Here is a 21,147-nt window from a genome sequence, read left to right as displayed (position 1 = left end):
GAAAATATGCCGACCTATAGGGTGTGATTTAAGATTCTGATCTCATCAGGAATAATGCTAATTGTCCCAACTTTGAGCGAAAGTATTGTCGTGGTGAAAATAAGCATCAAACCACAAAGAGACGGACGCGATCGCGCTTTTTGTGAACCGATGCGGGGAACGTATAATTGAAGCGACAGCACACTATATTTCCTCAAAAGCGGGTTGGAGGAAAATAATCCTAAATAATCCTATTGGAGGGATTGACATATCCCATGGTTTTCCCTTAGACTTACTTCATAATGGGAAAATATGCCGACCTATAGTATAGGGTGTGATTTAAGATTCTGCACTCATCAGGAATAATGCTAATTGTCCCAACTTTGAGCGAAAGTATTGTCGTGGTGAAAATAAGCATCAAACCACAAAGAGACGGACGCGATCGCGCTTTTTGTGAACCGATGATGCTAACGTAGAATTGAGACGGCAAAGCACTATATATATTGTCTCAAAAGCGGGTTGGAGGAAAATAATCCGATTATAAGTATTGACAAATATCGTGATTGTCTTGTAGACTTATTTTATAATGGAAAAATGTGGCGTCATATAGGGTGTCATTTCCGATTCTGCTCTCATCAGGAATTAGGCTAATTGTCCGAACTAAGACACAAAGACCTGTATAGGCTGTAGGGGCACGGCATTGCCGTGCCCCTACCCCAACCCGCAATTGTTACAATAGAATGTTCGTTTAGATAACGGCATTCAGAGAGAATTGGTACGACGAAGAGTTGATGGGTTCAGTACTATCGCGAAGCCCACCCTTACTATAATCATTATTACCTGCCCATACAATATAAAGTGCGTCAGGATTAGCCGATGTTTGAGCAACATTCAGGTCATTAATAAAACCGTTAATCTCGGTGAGAAAGTAAGGTGAACTTTACGCCTAATATTGTTTTACAACTTCATCGTGACCTTTACCAGTTTGCGGTCAATACAGGTGGGCGCTGGAAAACGGTAGATAACGAAATTAGTGCTACCTAACCCAGATGTAACTAAACCCGCCCCAATCCAATGCAAAAATTAACCAGACAATTAATTCAGATCTCCCCCATCTTAAGCTGGGTTCGTCGTAGGCACGAAGCGTGCCAGAAGCGAAGACAGCGCTTACTACAAACTCTAAAATCGATAACTCAACACTTTAATCATCGCACCATCCTGGGGTAAATCCGAGGGTTTCAACGTCAGGGTATCACTACTAACCCGACTTACAGGCATTTCCTCCATCACCGTTAAAAACTCATCCACGGGTTCAATCCCATAGTCCCCCTGACAGGTTTCATCCGCGGCTTGGGTACGGAAATGAGTTGGGATTACCATCTTCGGATTCAACACCGCGATCGCGTCTTTCGCCTCCCTTGGATTATAGGCTTTAATACTGCCGCCCACAGGCACAAATGCCACATCTGGACGCCCCATGAGAATTTTTTGCTCAATTTCAATCGGTGCAGCTGCGCCACCTAAATGGAGAAGTTTAATCCCACTTTGCTCCCATTGCCATGCCACATTATTCCCCAATCGACGTCCCCCGTGGCGATCATGAGGAATACTAATCCCTTGGAATCGAATCCCCCCAATCTGATAAACTCCCGGTTGAAAGAGGATACGCGGATTTCCTGGCAATCCCTCAGCCGCACCTTCATCCAACAACTGAGAACTAATTAAAACCAAATCAGACTCCACTTTTGGCGGACGATAACCTGCGGTACAGCCGACTGTCCGAAACGGATTCACCAAAATCCGTATTCCCCCACCTGTAAACAAAAAGCAGGTATGTCCTAACCACTTAACTGTCAACGTTCCACTCGCCGACTGCGCCGCCGACTGAAATTGTGCAGCCAATGTCGTTCCCAAAGTCCCAAGCACCCCTGCACCCACGTAGCGCATCAACTGTCGCCGTTTCATCGTTAGTTAATCAATACTCCTCAAACTTAAGCTAGAACCATGGGGTTTTGAGTCGATGCTGGAAAAGAAACTAGGAAATTTTGCAATAACTGTTTACCGCAATCGGTCAAAACACTCTCTGGATGAAATTGGACGCCTTGGAGGTGGGGATAGTTCCGGTGTCTCACCCCCATAATTGTGCCATCCTCTACCCAAGCGGTAATTTCCAGCACGTCTGGACAGGTGTCTCGTTCAATTACCAGACTGTGATATCGAGTGGCGATAAAAGGATTGGGCAGATTCTGGAAAACACCGACGCCGGTGTGATAAATTTCCGAGGTTTTGCCATGCATCAACAGGGGTGCGGAGATAATGTTGCCGCCAAAGACTTGACCAATACTTTGATGACCTAGACAAACACCTAAGATGGGTACAGTTGCACCAAGTTGGTGAATTAACTCACAGGAGATCCCTGCATCATCCGGGCGTCCGGGTCCTGGGGAAATCACTATCCCATCAGGATTTAACTGGCGCAGTTGATCCAGGTCAATTTGGTCATTACGGTAAACCTGAATATCAGTGGCAATGGGCAATGTGAACCCAAGTTCCCCTAGATACTGCACCAAGTTATAGGTAAAACTGTCGTAGTTATCTATGACAACAATCAAAATTTACACTCCTGGGTATCTTACCCTAACCACGACAAACCATTACACTTTAATTTAGGTTAAAAAAATAGCTTAGCGCATCAGTAACAGGATGCGAGTCACCAAGGGCGGTAAAAGTAGGGAACCAGCAACGAGTAGGGCTGCGATCGCGGAGATGAGAACAGCACCTGCCGCACAGTCTTTGGCAACTTTTGCCAGCTTATGATAAGACTGTTTAACCGTTAAGTCAACCACCGCCTCAACTGCTGTATTCAGCAATTCCAGGGTCATCACTAGCCCACTAGTCAAGCCAATCACCGCAATTTCTACAGGCGGCAACTCTAACAAAATCGCCAAAGTGATTGCTACTGTGCCAATCAGGGTATGAATGCGAAAGTTCCGTTGGGTGACAAAGGCATAGCGAACTCCCGCCCAAGCATATTTAAAACTGACCAACAGGGTTGGGGCAATGCACCAAGCCAAGTCTCGTTTAAATCTCTGATTCTGGTCAGACTCTGGCGGATTTGGCAGTGACAAATCATGCACTATCGACCGGGAACTTGGAACCAAGTATTGAGAATTGGGAGAGTGAGTATTGTTATAAACCATGGGAATTGAATTCCATTGCTAGTAATGAACTGACACCGAATCCAGTGTCATTATACGGGTAACGTCAAGTTGACAATCTGGAGTAAAGCCTGCTGCTGGTTTAGCATTCGCTGTAGGCTTTCCTCATCCGGATGATCCCACCCTAAAAGATGTAGCAACCCATGGGTTGCTAACCAAGACAGCTCTATACTCAAGGGATGACCTTGGTGTTGGGCTTGGCGATAAGCGGTTTCCACTGAAATGACGATATCTCCCAGGTAGACTGATTCAGCCGCTTGCATATCTGGAGGTATCTGAGGCGAGTCTACCTCTAATGTGGCGAAGGAGAGTACATCAGTGGGTTGATTTTTGTGGCGGAACTGAGAATTAAGTGCCTGAATTTCTGCGTCATCAGTCAGGCGTAGTGTCAATTCATACGCCGACGCTGGCGGACTATCGGGGTGCAGTGTTTCTAGCCATTGGCTGAACCAATGTTCCCAAGTAGAGGTGGAAATTGGGTTCGTCAGGGAATTCGCTTCCGGAGTCGCTGACTGGGAGGCTTCAAAGAAACAATCCTGCACTATTAGTTCGATATTCACTTGTGCCGCCTCTGTTGTGAAATGAGCTGTGAGATGAGCTATAGGAACGTTAACCAGTCAGGTAAGCTAAACCAATCAGCACAGCTAATAGACCCACGGTGGTTAGAAAAAAGTGTTGTAATGACTTGCCTCCTTTACGCACCATGTTACGCATCGCTAATTTTACGTAACTGGGTTTCGGTTCATTCAAAGCGGCGTTGGGTGTTAACTGTTCAGCAAACGGCGGCTTCGCTGTATCCGGGGAGGTTGAAGATTGACTCATTGGTAGTTTTGATTTGATGTTAAAGGCTATTCTATCGCTTTTATTTACATAATGTAACAAATTGTTATTTGTCATGCGTCATTCGTCGAAGAATTATTGCACTCTATCGGGGCGGGTTTAGTGATATCAGGGTGTCAACCAAACGCCAACGGTAAAACCCGCCCCTACACTACAATAGACGTTCCAATTGCTTCCCCATCTTCCCCATCTTCCCCATCTTCCCCATCTTCCCCATCTCCTGATAACTGATAACTCCCCCACCTGTCTTGATCAGGTCAATTGATTTTCCTGACGTAGGTAGGCTTCGATAAAGGGATCGAGAGTCCCATTCAGGACATCATCAACGCCTGTGGTTTCCACATTCGTCCGCAAGTCTTTCACCAACTGGTAAGGGTGGAAGACATAATTGCGAATTTGATTCCCCCAAGCGGCTTCAACCATATCGCCTCGGATTTCGGCAATTTCCTGAGCGCGTTGTTCTTGGGCAATCACCAATAGCTTGGCTTTCAGCAGGGCGAGGGCTTTTTCCTTATTTTGGAGCTGCGATCGCTCCTGGGTACAGCGCACGGCAATGTCTGTGGGAATATGCTTAACCCGAACGGCGGTTTCCACTTTATTGACATTTTGACCGCCCTTACCCCCAGAACGAGAGGTGGTAATCTCTAAATCCGTTTCAGGTATATCTAGGTCTACATCCTCGTTCAGGATGGGCATAACCTCAACCCCAGCAAAACTGGTTTGCCGTTTCCCGTTGGCGTTATAGGGAGAAATTCGCACGAGTCGGTGAGTTCCTTTCTCAGCTTTCAAATAGCCATAGGCGCGGAGTCCCTGAATTTCTAGGGTGGCTGACTTAATCCCCGCTTCATCTCCTTCCGAGAATTCTGCCAACTGCACTTTATACCCTTGGTTTTCTGCCCAACGGGTATACATCCGCAGCAGCATTTGCGCCCAATCTTGGGCATCTGTTCCGCCAGCCCCAGCATTAATCGCCAGTACCGCACCATTGGCGTCATAAGGACCCGATAGTAGCTGTTCTAATTCCCAACGGTCAAGTTCGCGATTCAGCTTGACTACATTGGTTTGAGCTTCTTGCAGCAGTCCTTCGTCGGTTTCTAGTTCCAGCAATTCCAGAACCGCTTTTGCATCCTCTAGATTACTTTTCCACTGCTGGTACTGCTGCAAATTCAATTTCAGGTCATTCAGCTTTTGCAGGGTTCGCTGAGCGAAGGTTTGGTCATCCCAAAAATCCGGTTGAGCCGCTTGTTGCTCTAAGTCTTTAATTTTGGCAGTCAGTGCAGGTACGTCAAAGATAGTCCTGGGTTTTTCCCAGGCGAAGGGACAAGGTTTCGACTTCGCGTTTAATCTCTACAACTTCCATATTTTTTTGTGCTGGTACTTTACTCCCTTTAATCAATTGTAATCAGAAAACTTAATTACATCAGACCAATGACAGGTATCCCACGCCTTAAAAGTCGTGGGATAAAGTGAGTCAGTTAGTCGCGATTAAAGGCAATCAACAACCGCAAAATAAAGATAAACAGGTTGATGTAGGTCAAATACATCGACAGGGCGGCTGGCAGATACTGATCATTGCGATAGGTGCGGGGCAAGATATAGAAATCCACCACCGCCGCACCAACAAACAGTAAAACGCCAATCCCAGAGATGCCAATTTCTAGCCAGCTAGGGGTATAGACGCCAAAAAAGCTTAAGACGAGCTGACCCACCAACACTACCAACAAGGCAATAATACCCAGTTGCACGGTTTGGGTTAACGCCATCCCATCTTGGTCCGAAAGATTCGAGCCAATTTGACGGGCAGCGACAAAAGTGACACCACAACCGAGAGCGGCGATGCCAATTCCTGAAACCCCCACCCCTGATGTGCCAAGGGCAACGTAGACGATACCACTGAGGGTGTAGCCGGAGAGCAGGCTATAGGTCGCCAATAGAGGCAATGCTGCACTGTTATTGCCTTTCTCCGCCACACCACGAGCGACGAAGAATAGGACTAATTCAGCAATCAGGGCAACCCAGAAGGTTGTCATGAATAACCCGGGGTTGGTGGTAAGGACATTCAAACCACCATAAGTCCCGACAGCCGTTAAAACTAATCCACCACCGACGTAGGGCAGGGCGTTGGCTATCACATTTGGTCCGACTAAGGCTTGACCCTTAGCATTACGCATGGCTTGGCGAAAGTTACTCGTGTTACTCATGAGAACTCCTTGTGTAACTTACGAAATAATTTAAGTTGATCGGGTAAGATGACTCCCGTCGTAATCTTCGATTTGACGGTGAGATGAATCTTGAATGAAAGCAGATTGACTTTCAATAATAGTATACTACACTCTATTATAGGATGGTATTACAAATCTTTTTTGATGCGATTATATTAGTAAAATTCAAAACTAAAAACAGAAAAATATACAAAAAAAACCATAAAACATATTTTTAGCAATAATTTAACTCAGACCATGGACTGGAAGCTTAAGCGGTCACGCATTTAAATTTGGAATGGGTCGCGAGTAATATCCTCGCATTACAATTGGTTTCATTTTTTTTGACATTAAGTAATGGTTTAATGCCGAACAGTTTACAATCATTTTTATGTCTTGATATAGTACCATTGATTTATGTCCGACAACTTATATTATATTAGTGTTTAAACCTGTTGACTGGACAGTTGGGATACCAGCAAGCATTCTCATCGCCACCGGAACTCAAATCAGTGGGAGATTTCCTCGTGATGGAGCAAGTGCTAGAGAGGTGCGTTATCGTCTAGATGGCGGTAACATAACTAGCTATAGTGTTTACATTTGAGATCTAAACAAGCAACCCTTGCCCAGTAAGGCTTTCAGCGCTTTGGCTGTACACGAATCATCTGAAAACACTATATATTGTCTACGATGACAATGGGCGGGCGATTAAGCGAGTAGACTTGATGGGTAAGGCTCATGCAGGAGTCCCAACTCCCCATGTTGTTGAATACAAACATCACCAAAACCCAGCAGGGAATATTTTTGTGCAAACTGAAAAAAGAGCTCGACCTGCTATAACTGACGAGATACCTTAAAAATCATGGAAACCCAGCACCTATCTTTAAATACAGATAAAATGAGCGATTTCCAGCAGTGGAAACAAATTAACGGCGATGATTTTTCTCTCTGGGATTATCTTGCTGGAGTCTCTAATATCGAAGTTGCTTTAGCCTTCACCAAAGTCTTTTTACCTGACTTTGTTGAACATGAGGGAGGTGTTTTTTTATCAGAAGCCTTTAATTTAGAAATTTACGAGCAGTGGAAAGCACAACTCGGAGATAATATTGCCTCGATTGAGCAGGTAATGAACCATCAGCATATTGATGATTTGCTTCCTGGTTCAGAATCTGCTGGAATTGATAACTTATTTTATTTGGGTCAAGTACTCAAACAAATGTGGGAAAATAATCTTAAGTTACTGTATCCAAAGTATAGTTTTGAAGTCTCTTGCACTAGAGATGAATACACTGTGGTTGTCACTTTCCATCATAGTAAACGCGAAGAGTTACAAGTCAAGCCCAAAAAAGAACTCCAAAGTAGTGACAAAAATTATGAGCTATTAATATAGCTTTGTCGTGTGGGTGTTTTGCTCACAAGGCAACAACCACCCACACGACTCATTTAACTCAACGTTGAAAAACGACCTGCTTAGGCGTCACTTTCAATGTGGATAAACAAAAGTCCCATCAGCACAGCAGGCATCAGCCAACAGACGACAGGAATCAGAATCCAGGGCAAGAACGAAGCTGCATAAGAACCAGTCATGTCAAATTGTCCTATCTAAATTTACAAGAGTTCAAGACAAATATTACCCAATGAACGAACCCAATGGGGTTAGTTATTCACCAAGCCTCGGAAAATGGCGTCCACGGTTTCAAAATTTTCCAGGAGGAAGTAAGCAACAAAAGCCCCTCCCATACCTCCAACAAAGAATCCACCTGCAAATTCACTCCAGCCTTCCGACGTTTTGAGCTGTTCTGTACCCGGAGCACTTTCATCCGCACTTTTGAGCGAGACTAATCCCCAAGCTGCCATTCCGGCGGTTCCCAGCAACACCAACACCAAAGCACCGACTAAGCCGCCTAGATATTTGGCAGGTTCATAATCCCGTAAGGGGCCAAAGACAACCCAGGGACCGAGTAGGAAGTAACCATGAGCCATGCCAATTTCCAAACCGCGTATGAATGGGGATAGCCCTTTACGATAAGCGGGCAGATTGCCAATGAATGCCCGGGTAAACGCTGAATCGCTGATTGGAGTGGATAAATGACCCACAAAGGGGTCTCCATTGTAGGGCTTTACCATTTCCATATTTCTTGCATCTGCCATCTAGATATTGCCTCTCAATCTGAATGTTTACAAAAATACCTGACTTAACATTGTAAGCAGGGAAGGGTAATCCCATGACACAATATGGGAAGACCTTTAAAAAACTTCATCAAATTAGTTATAGCTTAAGGATATAACACCGCCGTGTCTCTAGGGAGTAATCGGCGCGAATCATCGTCTAGGTCCACCGACCAAAACCCCTGACTTCTTGGAAAAATCAGGAATCTAAGTTGCACAACTATGGTTATCTGTCAAGACATGAGCTAGATGTCGGTCGTTCACTAGAGTGTAGTATTTTGAAAAAAACAGTCATCTCAAGAGTCAGTAAATGAGACAAATCTTCAATCAACTATACAAAAACCTGAAACGTCTAATACTACCGCTATTACTGGGCGTTTTAGTTAGCGGATTGGTGGCTACACCTGCCAACGCTATAAACGTCTATCAAATGCCCAATGTCAACGCGGGTGAACCAACCTGGGTGATTGATCAAGCCGACGTACTCAGCCGCCTGAGTGAAGGCAAGTTGAGCAAAAGCTTGGAAGATTTAGCCCAGAAAACCGACCAGGAAGTCAGATTTGTGACGGTTCGCCGTTTAGACTACGGTGAAACCGTAGACAGCTTTGCTAAAGCCCTATTCAAAAAATGGTATCCGACACCGGAAGCCCAAGCGAATCAAACCTTGCTACTTATCGACACCCTGACAAATAATACTGCCATTGTCACCGGGGAAGACGTCAAGTCAATTATGCCCGACGACATTGCCGAGAGTGTCGCCTCGGAAACAATGACAGTCCCCTTGCGGGAGGGTAACAAGTACAATAAGTCTTTTTTAGAGGCTAGCGATCGCTTAGTGGCGGTGCTATCGGGTCAACCTGATCCCGGTCCTCCAGTTGTCGAAGAAACGGTTCAGGTTGAAGGCACATTTACCAGCGCAGAAGAAACTGACACCAAAAACTCAACCATCTGGGTTGTTGTCTTATTGGTTGTCGCGACAGTCGTACCGATGGCAACCTACTTCTTTTATCAGGGCTTCTCTAGTTAAGTTCGTCATTGGTCATTGGTCATTGGTCATTGGTCATTGGTCATTTGTCATTTGTCATTTGTCATTTATTACTGTTCCCTGTTCCCTGTTCCCTCTTCTCTCTTCTCTAAGAGATGATCAGAAGCTTTTGCTGTGGGGCACTAATCTTGGACATACTCCTGTCCAGAAATTAAAGCGTACTCAGCCCGCATAAACTCCCGTCCTAAATAAGCTGCATGATCCAACATCGTGACTGGACAGGGCTGGGTTTGCTCAAAAATAACCACACAAAGTTCCTTGGCGGTTCTACCTGTAAACAAGGTGGTATGAGTCCGTTCCACCTTACCTCGTGCGGGAATCGGTTTACCGGTTTCGGGGTCAACGGCTAAACCGCGATCATCAATCACATTGGTGAAATGTTTGGCACAAATTAATCGTGCATCCCGGTTGAGGTAGATAATAAAATATCCACCGGGATCAAGTTCAATTTCCCGTTTAGACAGTTTGTCATCAATAGTACGCAGGTCTTCTGCTGTTTGGTTCATCTTGTCTTGGCTCAATGCGTCCCTTCTTGAATAGTATCGTGTTTAGACCGTTTAAAGCAGGCAGAGGGCAGGAGGCAGAAGCATCTTATAGCAATTTGAAAATTAAGACCCCTGCCAATTGTGCTGAGGTTCGGTTAAAAACTAGGATACTTTCATCATCCCGTGACAATCAATCCTAAACCAAAAATTGAATGTCTCGTTTGCTAAACGGTAAATCGTTATTAATTGCGTCGATTTCTTCCTGTTCCATTTCATTCACCTCACCAATATAGTGGCGCAAAATTTGCATCAGGCGTTGATTGTAAAATCGGTGCAGACTGTGATTCGGTGTCGCGGGAAATCCTCGCCGCCGCTTGTGGCGTCCCCCAGCACCTGGATCAAACATCTTAACCCCATTCGCGATCGCCCATTCTATCGGGGTGTAATAGCACGCATCGAAATGCAGGCAATCATATTCCTCAAAACAGCCCCAATAGCGCCCATACAACTGATCACCCTTATTAATACAAAACGACATCCCCACTGGATGTCGGTCATCATCGTCTCGATAAGCCGCCACCAATACCACGCGATGACGATAGTCGGGATACAACTGTTCAAAAAACTGGCGCGTCAGATACTTACTGCCCCAAAAAAACTTATCGCAGGTGCTGCTATAGAAGTTATAAATCAGGGGAAATAAGGATTTGGGAATATCATCTCCGACTAAAGGAATCAAACGCAGTCCGGCTTTAGTCACCGCTTTACGTTCCCGCTTAATATTACGGCGCTGATTGGCGTTAAAGATACTCAGATAATCATCGAAGCTACTAAACCCTTTATTCTGCCAAATATAACTGTGATGCAACCAGCTTGTAAAACCATGGCGTTCCATCACCTGTCGCCATTCAGAGTCAACAAAGAGAAAATGACAGCCACTAATCTGGTTATTCCCGCAAAAGTGATCAATGGCACTCACCATAATCTCAGTGAGTTCATCTTCATCTTCTCCAGGTGCAATTAAAAATCGATACCCGCCTGCTGGGGTAAACGGCGTCATTCCTAACAGTTTGGGATAGTAGCGAACGCCTAAGCGATGAGATAGATCTGCCCATTGGTGGTCAAAGACAAATTCTCCATAGCTATGACCTTTAATATAGAAGGGCGCAGCCGCAATAAGCTGTCGGTTTTGCCATACTGTTAGGTGATTGGGCAACCAGCCGGTTTTAGATGTCGCACTTCCCGATGTTTCTAAATTATTCAACCAATCCCATTCCAGAAATGGTGTTTTCAGGGGTTGGGCAAGGGCATCCCAAGCTGCTTGGGGAATATCAGCCATCCGGTTAACCCAGTTAACGGAATAGTCAGTCTGCGGTTGGTGAACCATTGGGAAAATTTATAATTAGGTCTAGGTTGGCATGGATTAAAATGAACGGTGAGGATCGTTATTTGTCATTAGTCTTTTGTCATTGGTAAGGGCTTGAGGGGTTATTTACATAAGTTAACATAGCCGAGTTTATTTTGACCGATTAATGTGAGATGAATTGTCAAAATTAAGTAGAGACGTTGCATGCAACGTCTCTACAACTTCCCCATCTCTTCATTCCCTGGACAACCGATAGTGTAGAAATAACTCTTGGTCAACCCTCTCAACCGCCAAAAGTTCTAAACGTTTCGCCAATTGCTCAGAAAAACCAGCCCCCTGAACGGACGTTGGGGCGGCTGCACCCCCTAAAATCAGGGGACAAACTGTGAACCAGAGTTCATCGATTAAATCAGCCGCCAGTAGAGATGCCACTAAGTTACCCCCCCCTAAGACAGCAAGCCGTTGGATGCCCAATTGGTTTAGCTGTTGATAAGCGTCATGCCAATTTATCCCATCGCTAGAGGCATTCACCACCAAAATCCGCTCAAAATAATCCGACTTGTCCCGCCAGGGTTCAGCACCCGCCTCTGTCGTCAACAGCCAACGGGGTAAGTTTTGGCGAAAAAAGCGTAATTGCGGATCGAATTGAGCTAAACGGGAGCAAACAATCTGCACCGGTTGGATAGGTAAGCCCCGTTGTTGACGCTGTTGCTGTAACTGGGAATTTGAGACACTGCGAGTGGTACCATAAGCGCACAGAGTCCCTGCACCGAACAAAACCCCATCCGCCAACGCCACCTGGTTTTCTAGATGGGCTTGATCCGCAGGCGATGAGAATCGGGCAGGCGATCGCGTCACGTCCGCAATCTTGCCATCGACACTCATTGCCAGAACCACTGTGGTATGGGGTCGATTGATAGCAGGGGTTTCCGGCATAGTTGTCTAAGTAGTCCGACAAAATTAAAGTTGGCGGTTGAGAGGGGTCGATCAAAACAATCGAAAGAGGTTTTGAATCGTTCTAGGATAGAGATAAGGGGTTTTCAAGGAAACTCGGTGACTCGTAAACTGTATTAACGATTACTCTTTCTACCACCTTTTCTTCTGCAATCACACCAGCGTATCTTATGGCTAAGCCAGGTCAATCCTCCTTTCGTCGTGTTTTGCTGTCACGCCTGTTGTTACTCAGCGTGCCAGTGTTACTCTTGGGAGTTTATGTGACCTACAGAAAAGCACGCTCAACGCTTTTAGACACAGCCCGTCAAAATTTAACCGAAAGCGCTGTGAGAAAAGGAGAAAGCATTCAAGAGGCGATCTCAGCGTTACAAGCCAATCTGCTGACCGCTAGCCAAGCCATAGTCCTGCAATCTCAGTCATCGACAGGCTATCAACAATTTATCAACCAACTGGCTCAACAACTCCCAACCCCGATCAATTGCGTGCAGTTGAGTGATATCCAGACTCAAGATATCGTGAGCAGTACCTGTAATCAACCCTTACTCATCAGCCAGCAAATGATATCGCAATGGTCCAGCCAGCAAGGTGAGGTTTCTGTCGATCCGTCTCAAATTGAGGTGACAGTGCTACCTCCGCTAGCACCTTCAACCCCTGCTACAAATGAAGCCGAAGCCATCTCAGACAAAAGTCAACTCCCGCTTCTGTTGAGTGCGCCCGTTTATAACGCTGAGGGTCAACTCCAATATGCTTTGAGCTTATGCTCAACCTTACTCCAGTCCAAATCTATTCAGCCCGGTTCTCTATCTGGTGAACCCGTGGTGATTACCCAAGCGGGTAAAATTCTGGTGCATCCCATCGCCCAGCAAGTGGGACGCAATATCAACCAAGAACTGGATTCTGCAAGAGTTGAGAGTCTGGTCGAAGACGCGATCGCAGGTCGTGAGTCCTTTATCCATCTTGCCTTGGATGGTCAGGAATATGTCGCTGGCTACACAGCGATTGAAAGTCCGATTAGCGACCAATCTGACCAGCAATGGATTATTCTCGCTGTTACCCCCTTAGAGAGTGCGCTGATCGGTCTTCAGGATATCCGCCAAGTTCTGTTTATCCTCACCTGTGGCTTAATTACTGCCAGTATTTTAGCCACAATTTACATTGCCCGTGACCTCGCCCGTCCCTTAGAAAAACTCAGAGATTGCGCCCTGCATGAATCCCAGCTGCACTCGAATTATCGTATTCCTCATACCTTCAAAATTCGAGAAATTAACCAATTAGCCGAAGCCCTTGATGGCATGTTTGAGCGCCTCAAACATTGGGCGGAAGAACTCGAAGCCGCCTGGAAAGAAGCCCAAGCCGCCAACCAGCTTAAGAATGAGTTTCTCGCTACAACATCTCACGAATTGAGAACTCCCCTGAATGGTATTATTGGTTGCCTGCGACTGGTCAAAGATGGTTTCTGTGATGACCGCGAGGAAGAACTTGACTTTTTACAACGAGCCGATGAAGCGGCTATTCATTTGTTGAACATTATTAACGATGTTTTAGACCTGGCTAAACTTGAGTCAGGTAAACTTTCCGTTGAAGTTGAACTGCTCGATCTGCGTCAACTGATTGATGAAGTAATTCACTTACAGGCAGTCTCTATTCAATCGAAGGGACTCGAATTCAATACGAAAAACTTGCATGAAAAACTTCCCGTTCTTGCCGATCCCGCTAAACTGAAGCAAGTCCTAATTAATGTCATTGGTAACTCGGCAAAGTTTACTGATTCTGGCAGCATTACAGTCAGTACACAGATTGAAACAGCCAGCGATAAGACCGAACCCGTGGTGAGTGCTGATGATTCTACATCTGTTGCTAGCGTCTCCACGATTCCCAGTAATAAACAAGTCACTGAAAATCAGGGAAGTAGAGAGTTGCTTCCTGCACAAGTTGTGGTAACGGTTAAAGATACTGGAATTGGCATCGATCCCGTGCAACAGTCTAAACTATTTCGTCCCTTTGTCATGGTAGATGGGTCAACCACGCGCAAGTACGGTGGTACAGGTCTCGGTCTGGCTATTTCCCGCAACTTGATCGAATTGATGGGGGGGACAATTACCCTTTTTAGTGCTGGAGAAGGTCAGGGAACGACGGTGAACATTAGCTTACCGCTTGTCGAAACAAAGAGACAGGATACGGATGAGCAACTTGACAGTGAGCCACTCTCATCCCGTTCTACAGGATTGCCTAAACCTCAGGAATCAATTGACGAGATTAACGGTAATTTAATAACTGATTAATAGTTTACTATAGTCATATTTAAAAGAAAGATTTTCAATGATTGCTCAACTTAAAAATCAACGAATAACTACTCAAGAGTATCTGGAATGGGAAGAACAACAAACCATTAAGTATGAATATATTAATGGGAAAGTTTTTGCGATGACAGGGGGAACCCTTTCCCATAACTCTATTGCCGTAAATCTGACATCTGCACTCAAAAATCACCTGAGGGGTAAAGGCTGTAAAGTCTTTATGGCAGATGCCAAAGTAGGAGTTTCACGTCAGGGACCCTTTCACTATCCAGATGTGATGGTTAGTTGCGATCCGCAAGACCAAAGAGCGCGTAAAATTATCTATCATCCCTGTTTGCTTGTCGAAGTCCTGTCGCCGGGGACAGAAGCCTTTGACCGTGGCAAAAAATTTAGGCATTACCGTCGGATTGATAGCTTGAAAGAATATGTTCTGATTGAGCCAGACAAAATGAACGTGGAATGCTACCGACTCAATCAGGTAGGAAAATGGGAATTGACGTCTTATTCTCTTGAAGAAACAACAACTAGCGGGACAGAATTAGAGGTGTATTTAACTAGCGTTGATTTCCGATGCCCTATTTCTTTGCTGTATGAAGATGTTGTCTTTCCTGAAGATAATCCAGAAGACACTCATTATTGACAGAGAAACTTGAGGTCGAAAATTTTTCCCGACACCCCAAACCCTACTTAATTTTTTAAGTTATCTGTCATTCTGCTAACTGGGGAACCTTAATCGGTGTTCCTCCCTGTTGGAGAGACTGGGATAGACAACTGAGAATGTTGACCAGTTGAGCCGCTACCCAGCCGGAAGATACTGATACAGGTTGATTATCGCGGATGCTCTGCAAAAAGCGATCGCACACTTGCGCCAACGGTTCACGACGCTCAATTTCGATGACTTCCCGCCGCAAACCCGCAGGCGTAAACACATCTCCACTTTGCTGGAAATACCCATGCTGAAGCGTTAGGGGCGCATCATTTTGCATCTCATCAAAAATTAACGTTCCTTGACTCCCCACTACCCCCAGACGCCGTTGTTTATCTGGGTTGAGCCAACATAAGTGAATATACGCCTGAAAACCCGTCGGATACGTCAAAATAACGTAAACAAAATCGGCTAAATCTTGTTCCTTCAGAAGGGCGGGTGGAGTGACATTATCCGTTAAACCCGCCCCTACAGATCCCTCTTGCCGTTGTAACCACACCCGTCCCGTGGCTTGAACTTGCACAGGTTGCTCACCTAACCAGGTATTGAAGATCGCGATATCATGAATCGCTAAATCCCACAGCGCGTCTACATCCTGACGCACGGGTCCTAGATTAGTCCGAGCCGCGTAGCCATAGCGCAATTCTCCTAAGCATCCAGATTGCACCACCGCTTTACCCTGCTCAACAGCCGGATGAAATAAATAGGTGTGATCTACCATCAACTGGCGCTGCTGTTGACGGGCTAAATCAGACAACTGTTGGCATTCAGCCGCATCGAGGGTCAAGGGCTTTTCGGCTAGCACATGGAACCCTTGCTGTAGGGCGTCTTGAATCAGGGAATAATGAGTCACCGCCGGCGTCGCAATCACCACCGCATCGCACTCTATCTGGGATTGTATCGATTGCCAATTGTCTGCTAGAACCACATTGTCATTCAGGTTCAATCGTTCTTTAAGCTGAGTTAAGCGTTCCCTAGAGGAATCAACTACCGCTACCAGTTGAGCATCTGGATGTGACGCGAAATTCCGCACCAAATGCGTACCCCAACGTCCGGCTCCCAATACGGCAATTTTAATCTTCATAGAATTTCTGAATCTGTAGGGGCAGGTTTCACTATTATCGTTGTTTGTCACCCTGATGTCACTATGACGTAGCTTGCTTCTTTTCGGGAGCGAGTAGGACAAATGACGAAGGACAAATGACTAATGACTAATCACCAATCACTTTAGCCAAAGCTGCTTTAGCGGCGGCTTGTTCTGCCGCTTTTTTAGAGCGCCCTTGCCCTTCACCCAATTGTTGACCTTGAAACCAAACTTGGGCAGTAAAGCGATTCTCGTCTGCCTCAATGGGATTGGTTTCGGTAAGGCGATATTCGGGTAAAGATTTATAGTGAGCTTGAGTCCATTCTTGCAGAGCATCTTTATAGTTTTGGCGGGCGGGATCTTTAAGAATGTCTTCAGTCAATCGCTGAAAATGAGGATCAAGCCAAGGGCGAATTAATTCTAAGGTGTGGGTACTCAGATAAAGTGCGCCGACGATCGCTTCAAAGGCGTCAGCCAGCCGTGACATCTCACCCCTAGGATCAGCCGCCGCGCTGGGAGCCAGGAGCAAGTATCGCTCCAGTCCATACTCTTGAGCCAATTGAGCCAAGATGCGATCGCTCACCAACACGGAACGAATTGCCGCAAAGTCACCGACTGAAGCGTTGGGATAGGTTTCAAATAATAACTCTGAGGCAGCCATTCGCACCACCGCATCCCCGACAAACTCCAACTGGTCATAGTTCACATCACGGGACATACTGGGGTGAGTCAGCGCCAAATCAAGCTTATCCCATTGAATGGGCGCATTGTCCAGTAATCCGAGCTTTTGCACTAATTTTTGCAATTGTTTGTGTCGTCTGGGGTCAATGGTCATCGAAAAAACGGATTGGTAAGTCCATGAATAAGGGCGGGTTTTGTTGTTCAGTTATTAGTGACAAGCTAGCTTGAGTCCCTAAACCCGCCCCTACAATAAACTTATGACTAGAAGGGAGAGAGTCGGACGTAAGCCGGGTTCTGTTCTCCTATATCACTAGGAGGGTGGTTATCTATCTGGGACGCCTGTTACCAGACGCCTCTAGCGGCTCTTTAAGCAGGAACTGGGAAAAGACCAACCGTAGTTCCTAACGACCTTGCACCCAACCGGGGTTTACCGAGCCAGCACCTCTCGATGCTGCTGGTGCGCTCTTACCGCACCTTTGCACCCTTACCAAAAAGTGTTGAGTGCGAGAGTGTTGAGTTTTGAGTTATAACTCAGCACTCAACACTCAGCACTTAATAACTTCTTTGGCGGTATGTTTCTGTGGCACTATCCTCACGGTCACCCGCACTGGGCGTTACCCAGCAAGTTTAGTCTTTCGGGAGCCCGGACTTTCCTCAGATTCACCGCTAGGGTGAATCCGCAACCACCTGCGCCGACTCTCTCCTTATGATCTATTTTAATCGCCGTGGGCTATTTATTGGGGAGGAACACCGTAATTATTTGGGTTGTAAGGCGAGAACCAGTGCTTTTTGCCAGGACAGATTTTTGGCGATGAACTGACAGCGTAGGTTGCAGGTACGTCCTTTTGTATTTGCTTCCGATATCTTTAAGAATAAACGCAAGTAAAAATAGTCGTTTTTGTCAGCCGCTGCTTGTAGGTTTTTAGGGGCAAAAAGAGGAGAACCGATCTTTTCATCGCTAATCTCTTCTTTTAGGGTTTGACCGGGGAGAATTGTACTCGGTGATTGAGAGGCTGCCTCATTTTTGCCGGGAATCACGCGGATAGCTCGCCGAATGCGCTTATCAAAATCACTGATAAAACACTGTTTCCAATCAATTTCTACAAAAATATCTTTGGACTTATTTTCAATACTCATGGATAATCGTTTCAGTTCATCCAATTCATATTTATCGGCAAAGGAGAATTTTACGATGAGAAAGTCCTGTAGCTGATGTTTGGATAACTCTTTATTTAGATAAGTCGCATCGGCTTCAAATTTCACCAGCTTATCTAAGGACTGAAAGGCTCGGTTAAAAACCAAGGCAACAATAATAAAATAAACGGTTAAAACTAATATATTTCGGGCTAATTCTGTCGCAAAATCCATAAACCCCAAGACTCCGAATTAATACACAAAAGTAAGCAAACCCATGATCGGTTATTAGTCGTCAGCACTCAACCTTAATCATGTTTGGCAAAGCGAGAATCCTCGAACCAGCCGCGACGCCAGAAAAAGAAGCATAAAGACGCCGCGATCGCGATCATCACGCCCCAACAGACAAAGTATCCCCAACGCCAGGTTAATTCTGGTATATATTGGAAGTTCATCCCATAAACCCCAGCGATAAAGGTGATGGGAATGAAAACCGTTGACATTACGGTCAAGACTTTCATTACCTCATTCATTTTATTGCTGACAGAGGACAAGTAAACATCCATTAAACCTGACGCCAATTCCCGATAGGTTTCTACCATATCAAGTACCTGAATCGTGTGGTCATAACAGTCCCGGAGATAAATACGAACATCTGAACTAATCAAATGGCTACCGTCGCGAATTAATGCATTAATCGCACTGCGTTGGGGCCAAATTGAACGGCGTAATGCCAGTAATTCCCGCCGAACCTGGTAAATTTTCTCCAGGGTTTGGTGATTAGGGTTGAGAATCACTTCATCCTCTAACGCTTCGATGCGTTCCCCATAGTCTTCCAGCACTGGAAAAAACCCATCAATGATCGCATCCAAGAGCGTATACGCCAGATAATCCGCACCCGCTTGCCGTATTTTACCTTTATGTCCCCGAATTCGAGCGCGTACTGGTTCAAAACAATCCCGTTCTGGTTCCTCCTGAAAGGTCAGTAAATAGGATTTTCCTAAGACAAAACTCACTTGCTCAATCCAAAACCCATCTTCTGTGGGTTTAGGCATGACCATCTGGGATATAATTAGTAACTGATCGGTGTAATCTTCCACTTTAGGGCGCTGCGGAACATTAACCACATCCTCCAATAGCAAGGGATGTAACCCCACAATTCGCCCCAAGCCTAATAAAATATCTTCACTACCTAACCCCTGAATATCCAGCCAAGATACGGATTCACTTGTCAGGTAAGGAGTACAAGCATCTGCGGTTAAATTGGTTACACGATTGGCGTGACTTTCATCGTAGTCAATCAAAACGATGAATGACGGACAAGCATCTTCATCAATGCTTAAGGTTCCCGGTAAACTCCCCGGCTCATCATAGAAATACTCAAATAGATCTTCGTCATCATCGTCATCATTGGATCTTGTGGCTAACTTGCTCCCTGGAAAATGGCGTTGTGTCATTTAGCGCTCCTTTTTATACTTAGGATAAGGATTATTCCGTGACTTGGCACAAATTCATTTTAATCCATTCAACTTCTTCTTTTAAGCCGCCAGTATCCATCCAACCAACATATCCAGCAAATTTACAGTCATTTTTATTATCATAAACATAAACATGATGCACTTGAAGAGGATTGACAACGAGGTATAGGATTCCACTACTATCTGTGAAATTGAGCGGCTGTAAACTTCTATCGATCGGACTATCTTTGGTAAAATCCAACATTTTCTTGGTCATGCCGCGAACTTTATATAAACGATTAATCACATCTCGGATAATTCCTTGACTCCCCAGAATATTAGACGTAATTATATTAGCAGTTTGGGAACAATGCCAATAAGAACCATGAGCATCAGCTACACCTAATGCAAGTGCTGCTTCAAATTGACCAACAGCACGGGCAGCTTTTTCGGCTAGATTGGCATCAGTCGAGATATATTCATCTCGAAAAAATATGTTATCAGAGGGTTGAAGATTTAAGCTTGACCGCAGCGGATAAGCAATCAAATCTGAGGAATGAATGATATTCCGCCATCTTAGCGGCTGGTTTTGATAACGATTGGCAAATTGTTTAAGTTTGTCGGGATTAACCTCTAACATCATATTCAGGAACAAAATCGGAGATCCCATTGTTGTGATGCTTTTGAGATGTACTTTTCTCATTGGTTCAGACTGGTTTAAGCCATGAATCACGGATCGAATATCATGAGCTGGCTCTTCGGGGCTGAATCTCTCGGAAAATAAGATATCCCATAGGATAACACTTCCCAGCGAGTGGGTAATGATATGGAGTTCTGTTTCTGTAGGATTTTTGGTCAGAAAATCGGCTAGCTGTTGAGCAATCAGATTTCTGATAGCAGCACCTCGTTCAGGATTTAGGTAACTTAAAAAATCTCCACCGAACTCTGATAGGAATCCTTCGCGAAATTCTCGATAACGGAAAATATCATCTGGGCTAGTTTGGGGATATTCTCTCTTAAGTTCCTGCAAGTCTTGATGAATACAGTTCCATATCTTGCCAACATCCTTTAGGACATTTGCCCAAAAACAAGAATAAAAATGGGGACGAGATTCTCCTAGTTGATCAAACTCTTCCTGAATGAGACGTTGTAGTGGCTCGGCATATCTGACGTTGGATGTGGCAACACCATGAATAAAAAATACGAGCATAGTTTAATCCTTCTCTGCCATTGTCTCATCCAGTGTTACCCAAAAAATAGGCGATCGGCAAATCTCAAACTGTGGATGTCTGCTCCTACAAATCCGCTGTAGGGGAGGGTTTAGCCGTTCACTTGCCAAAACCCGCCCTCTAATCCGTTCGTCGGTCAATAAATATAATCTTATTCATAGCATTGATAGGCAGGGCGGGTTTTGTATTCCAGTTAGTATGAACTATCAAAGTTAATCCCTAAACCCGCCCCTACACCTTAATGTAATTCATCCGGCATTTCTAATTACTTCTTCCTCGGTCAATACAGATAATCTTATTCA

General features: G+C 45.2%; 23 protein-coding genes and 1 other RNA gene. 6 read left to right on the top strand and 18 right to left on the bottom strand.

Going from position 1 to position 21,147, the window contains the following annotated elements:
* Window positions 1-1,158 precede the first annotated feature (1,158 nt).
* From RIG27_RS32350 to RIG27_RS32320, 7 genes are all read right to left on the bottom strand, one after another.
* Window positions 1,159-1,944 (bottom strand): MBL fold metallo-hydrolase, encoded by a 786-nt coding sequence (locus RIG27_RS32350; protein ID WP_446351153.1) that lies wholly within the window; start codon window positions 1,942-1,944, stop codon window positions 1,159-1,161.
* Window positions 1,945-1,970: 26 nt separating this feature from the next.
* Window positions 1,971-2,591: an anthranilate synthase component II gene (locus RIG27_RS32345; protein ID WP_446351152.1), complete on the bottom strand. Its 621-nt coding sequence runs from the start codon at window positions 2,589-2,591 to the stop codon at window positions 1,971-1,973.
* A 72-nt stretch (window positions 2,592-2,663) separates the two neighbouring features.
* Window positions 2,664-3,179 (bottom strand): diacylglycerol kinase family protein, encoded by a 516-nt coding sequence (locus RIG27_RS32340; RefSeq protein WP_446351151.1) that lies wholly within the window; start codon window positions 3,177-3,179, stop codon window positions 2,664-2,666.
* Window positions 3,180-3,229: 50 nt separating this feature from the next.
* The gene (gene ybeY / locus RIG27_RS32335) at window positions 3,230-3,757 is read right to left on the bottom strand and encodes an rRNA maturation RNase YbeY (protein WP_446351150.1); all 528 of its coding nucleotides are present in this window, start codon (window positions 3,755-3,757) and stop codon (window positions 3,230-3,232) included.
* A gap of 49 nt (window positions 3,758-3,806) precedes the next feature.
* Window positions 3,807-4,019 carry a DUF3285 domain-containing protein gene (locus tag RIG27_RS32330; RefSeq protein WP_446351149.1) on the bottom strand — a complete coding sequence of 71 codons (213 nt, stop codon included), beginning with the start codon at window positions 4,017-4,019 and terminating at the stop codon, window positions 3,807-3,809.
* A 270-nt stretch (window positions 4,020-4,289) separates the two neighbouring features.
* Window positions 4,290-5,397 (bottom strand): peptide chain release factor 2 gene (gene prfB, locus RIG27_RS32325; RefSeq protein WP_446351148.1). Its coding sequence is split into 2 segments (ribosomal slippage): window positions 4,290-5,324 and window positions 5,326-5,397, totalling 1,107 coding nucleotides; the frame shifts between segments, so codons are not numbered across the junction.
* Between the two features lie 115 nt (window positions 5,398-5,512).
* Complete coding sequence (locus RIG27_RS32320; RefSeq protein WP_446340546.1) at window positions 5,513-6,238, bottom strand: Bax inhibitor-1/YccA family protein; 726 nt, start codon at window positions 6,236-6,238, stop codon at window positions 5,513-5,515.
* Between the two features lie 442 nt (window positions 6,239-6,680).
* On the opposite strand from RIG27_RS32320, the gene RIG27_RS32315 reads away from it, so the two are divergent.
* The 3 genes from RIG27_RS32315 to RIG27_RS32305 are packed head-to-tail and all read left to right on the top strand — an operon-like array spanning window position 6,681 to window position 7,628.
* Entirely contained in the window at window positions 6,681-6,842 is a 162-nt protein-coding gene (locus RIG27_RS32315) for a hypothetical protein (protein WP_446351147.1), read from the top strand.
* A gap of 46 nt (window positions 6,843-6,888) precedes the next feature.
* Window positions 6,889-7,095 carry a polymorphic toxin type 24 domain-containing protein gene (locus RIG27_RS32310; protein ID WP_446351155.1) on the top strand — a complete coding sequence of 69 codons (207 nt, stop codon included), beginning with the start codon at window positions 6,889-6,891 and terminating at the stop codon, window positions 7,093-7,095.
* 5 nt (window positions 7,096-7,100) lie between these two features.
* Window positions 7,101-7,628, top strand: a complete 528-nt coding sequence (locus RIG27_RS32305) for a hypothetical protein (RefSeq protein WP_446351146.1) — start codon at window positions 7,101-7,103, stop codon at window positions 7,626-7,628.
* Window positions 7,629-7,708: 80 nt separating this feature from the next.
* On the opposite strand, the gene RIG27_RS32300 is transcribed toward RIG27_RS32305, so the two are convergent.
* Both RIG27_RS32300 and RIG27_RS32295 read right to left on the bottom strand, forming a co-directional pair.
* Window positions 7,709-7,825, bottom strand: coding sequence for a photosystem I reaction center subunit VIII (locus RIG27_RS32300; protein WP_006100027.1), 117 nt, complete (start codon window positions 7,823-7,825; stop codon window positions 7,709-7,711).
* A gap of 69 nt (window positions 7,826-7,894) precedes the next feature.
* On the bottom strand, window positions 7,895-8,389 hold the full coding sequence (locus tag RIG27_RS32295; protein ID WP_446351145.1) for a photosystem I reaction center protein subunit XI: 495 nt from the start codon (window positions 8,387-8,389) through the stop codon (window positions 7,895-7,897).
* Window positions 8,390-8,717: 328 nt separating this feature from the next.
* Between RIG27_RS32295 and psb32 the strand changes: the two genes are divergently transcribed.
* Entirely contained in the window at window positions 8,718-9,434 is a 717-nt protein-coding gene (gene psb32, locus RIG27_RS32290; protein WP_446340545.1) for a photosystem II repair protein Psb32, read from the top strand.
* Between the two features lie 140 nt (window positions 9,435-9,574).
* On the opposite strand, the gene RIG27_RS32285 is transcribed toward psb32, so the two are convergent.
* The 3 genes from RIG27_RS32285 to RIG27_RS32275 form a co-directional block, all read right to left on the bottom strand.
* Window positions 9,575-9,958, bottom strand: a complete 384-nt coding sequence (locus tag RIG27_RS32285) for a DUF4346 domain-containing protein (protein WP_446351154.1) — start codon at window positions 9,956-9,958, stop codon at window positions 9,575-9,577.
* 175 nt (window positions 9,959-10,133) lie between these two features.
* A complete protein-coding gene (locus RIG27_RS32280) occupies window positions 10,134-11,324 on the bottom strand; it encodes a GNAT family N-acetyltransferase (RefSeq protein WP_446351144.1) in 1,191 nt (396 codons plus the stop codon).
* A gap of 213 nt (window positions 11,325-11,537) precedes the next feature.
* A complete protein-coding gene (locus tag RIG27_RS32275) occupies window positions 11,538-12,239 on the bottom strand; it encodes a RibD family protein (RefSeq protein WP_446351143.1) in 702 nt (233 codons plus the stop codon).
* Window positions 12,240-12,427: 188 nt separating this feature from the next.
* Between RIG27_RS32275 and RIG27_RS32270 the strand changes: the two genes are divergently transcribed.
* Window positions 12,428-14,539 (top strand): ATP-binding protein, encoded by a 2,112-nt coding sequence (locus tag RIG27_RS32270; protein WP_446351142.1) that lies wholly within the window; start codon window positions 12,428-12,430, stop codon window positions 14,537-14,539.
* A gap of 37 nt (window positions 14,540-14,576) precedes the next feature.
* A complete protein-coding gene (locus RIG27_RS32265; protein WP_446351141.1) occupies window positions 14,577-15,194 on the top strand; it encodes a Uma2 family endonuclease in 618 nt (205 codons plus the stop codon).
* A gap of 67 nt (window positions 15,195-15,261) precedes the next feature.
* On the opposite strand, the gene RIG27_RS32260 is transcribed toward RIG27_RS32265, so the two are convergent.
* The 6 genes from RIG27_RS32260 to RIG27_RS32235 form a co-directional block, all read right to left on the bottom strand.
* Window positions 15,262-16,344: a Gfo/Idh/MocA family protein gene (locus tag RIG27_RS32260; RefSeq protein WP_446351140.1), complete on the bottom strand. Its 1,083-nt coding sequence runs from the start codon at window positions 16,342-16,344 to the stop codon at window positions 15,262-15,264.
* 127 nt (window positions 16,345-16,471) lie between these two features.
* A complete protein-coding gene (gene rnc / locus RIG27_RS32255; protein ID WP_446340539.1) occupies window positions 16,472-17,179 on the bottom strand; it encodes a ribonuclease III in 708 nt (235 codons plus the stop codon).
* A 113-nt stretch (window positions 17,180-17,292) separates the two neighbouring features.
* Window positions 17,293-17,726: RNase P RNA component class A (rnpB, locus tag RIG27_RS32250), an RNA gene on the bottom strand.
* A 55-nt stretch (window positions 17,727-17,781) separates the two neighbouring features.
* Window positions 17,782-18,393: a hypothetical protein gene (locus tag RIG27_RS32245; protein WP_446351139.1), complete on the bottom strand. Its 612-nt coding sequence runs from the start codon at window positions 18,391-18,393 to the stop codon at window positions 17,782-17,784.
* 74 nt (window positions 18,394-18,467) lie between these two features.
* On the bottom strand, window positions 18,468-19,616 hold the full coding sequence (corA, locus tag RIG27_RS32240) for a magnesium/cobalt transporter CorA (RefSeq protein WP_446351138.1): 1,149 nt from the start codon (window positions 19,614-19,616) through the stop codon (window positions 18,468-18,470).
* Window positions 19,617-19,647: 31 nt separating this feature from the next.
* Window positions 19,648-20,826, bottom strand: coding sequence for a hypothetical protein (locus RIG27_RS32235; RefSeq protein WP_446351137.1), 1,179 nt, complete (start codon window positions 20,824-20,826; stop codon window positions 19,648-19,650).
* Window positions 20,827-21,147 lie beyond the last annotated feature (321 nt).

The sequence above is a fragment of the Coleofasciculus sp. F4-SAH-05 genome (genome assembly GCF_040222985.1).
GTDB lineage: Bacteria > Cyanobacteriota > Cyanobacteriia > Cyanobacteriales > Coleofasciculaceae > Coleofasciculus > Coleofasciculus chthonoplastes.
Note: the sequence above shows the minus strand (reverse complement) of the source record. Positions and strands in the feature narration are given on the sequence as shown.

Coding starts and splice junctions, on each gene's coding strand:
- RIG27_RS32305 (WP_446351146.1), top strand. CDS start 7,101: ATGGAAACCCAGCACCTATCTTTAAATACAGATAAAATGAGCGATTTC.
- RIG27_RS32265 (WP_446351141.1), top strand. CDS start 14,577: ATGATTGCTCAACTTAAAAATCAACGAATAACTACTCAAGAGTATCTG.
- corA (WP_446351138.1), bottom strand. CDS start 19,616: ATGACACAACGCCATTTTCCAGGGAGCAAGTTAGCCACAAGATCCAAT.
- RIG27_RS32235 (WP_446351137.1), bottom strand. CDS start 20,826: ATGCTCGTATTTTTTATTCATGGTGTTGCCACATCCAACGTCAGATAT.
- RIG27_RS32320 (WP_446340546.1), bottom strand. CDS start 6,238: ATGAGTAACACGAGTAACTTTCGCCAAGCCATGCGTAATGCTAAGGGT.
- RIG27_RS32285 (WP_446351154.1), bottom strand. CDS start 9,958: ATGAACCAAACAGCAGAAGACCTGCGTACTATTGATGACAAACTGTCT.
- RIG27_RS32275 (WP_446351143.1), bottom strand. CDS start 12,239: ATGCCGGAAACCCCTGCTATCAATCGACCCCATACCACAGTGGTTCTG.
- RIG27_RS32280 (WP_446351144.1), bottom strand. CDS start 11,324: ATGGTTCACCAACCGCAGACTGACTATTCCGTTAACTGGGTTAACCGG.
- rnc (WP_446340539.1), bottom strand. CDS start 17,179: ATGACCATTGACCCCAGACGACACAAACAATTGCAAAAATTAGTGCAA.
- RIG27_RS32300 (WP_006100027.1), bottom strand. CDS start 7,825: ATGACTGGTTCTTATGCAGCTTCGTTCTTGCCCTGGATTCTGATTCCT.
- RIG27_RS32340 (WP_446351151.1), bottom strand. CDS start 3,179: ATGGTTTATAACAATACTCACTCTCCCAATTCTCAATACTTGGTTCCA.
- RIG27_RS32260 (WP_446351140.1), bottom strand. CDS start 16,344: ATGAAGATTAAAATTGCCGTATTGGGAGCCGGACGTTGGGGTACGCAT.
- RIG27_RS32270 (WP_446351142.1), top strand. CDS start 12,428: ATGGCTAAGCCAGGTCAATCCTCCTTTCGTCGTGTTTTGCTGTCACGC.
- RIG27_RS32245 (WP_446351139.1), bottom strand. CDS start 18,393: ATGGATTTTGCGACAGAATTAGCCCGAAATATATTAGTTTTAACCGTT.
- RIG27_RS32295 (WP_446351145.1), bottom strand. CDS start 8,389: ATGGCAGATGCAAGAAATATGGAAATGGTAAAGCCCTACAATGGAGAC.
- RIG27_RS32330 (WP_446351149.1), bottom strand. CDS start 4,019: ATGAGTCAATCTTCAACCTCCCCGGATACAGCGAAGCCGCCGTTTGCT.
- psb32 (WP_446340545.1), top strand. CDS start 8,718: ATGAGACAAATCTTCAATCAACTATACAAAAACCTGAAACGTCTAATA.
- RIG27_RS32350 (WP_446351153.1), bottom strand. CDS start 1,944: ATGAAACGGCGACAGTTGATGCGCTACGTGGGTGCAGGGGTGCTTGGG.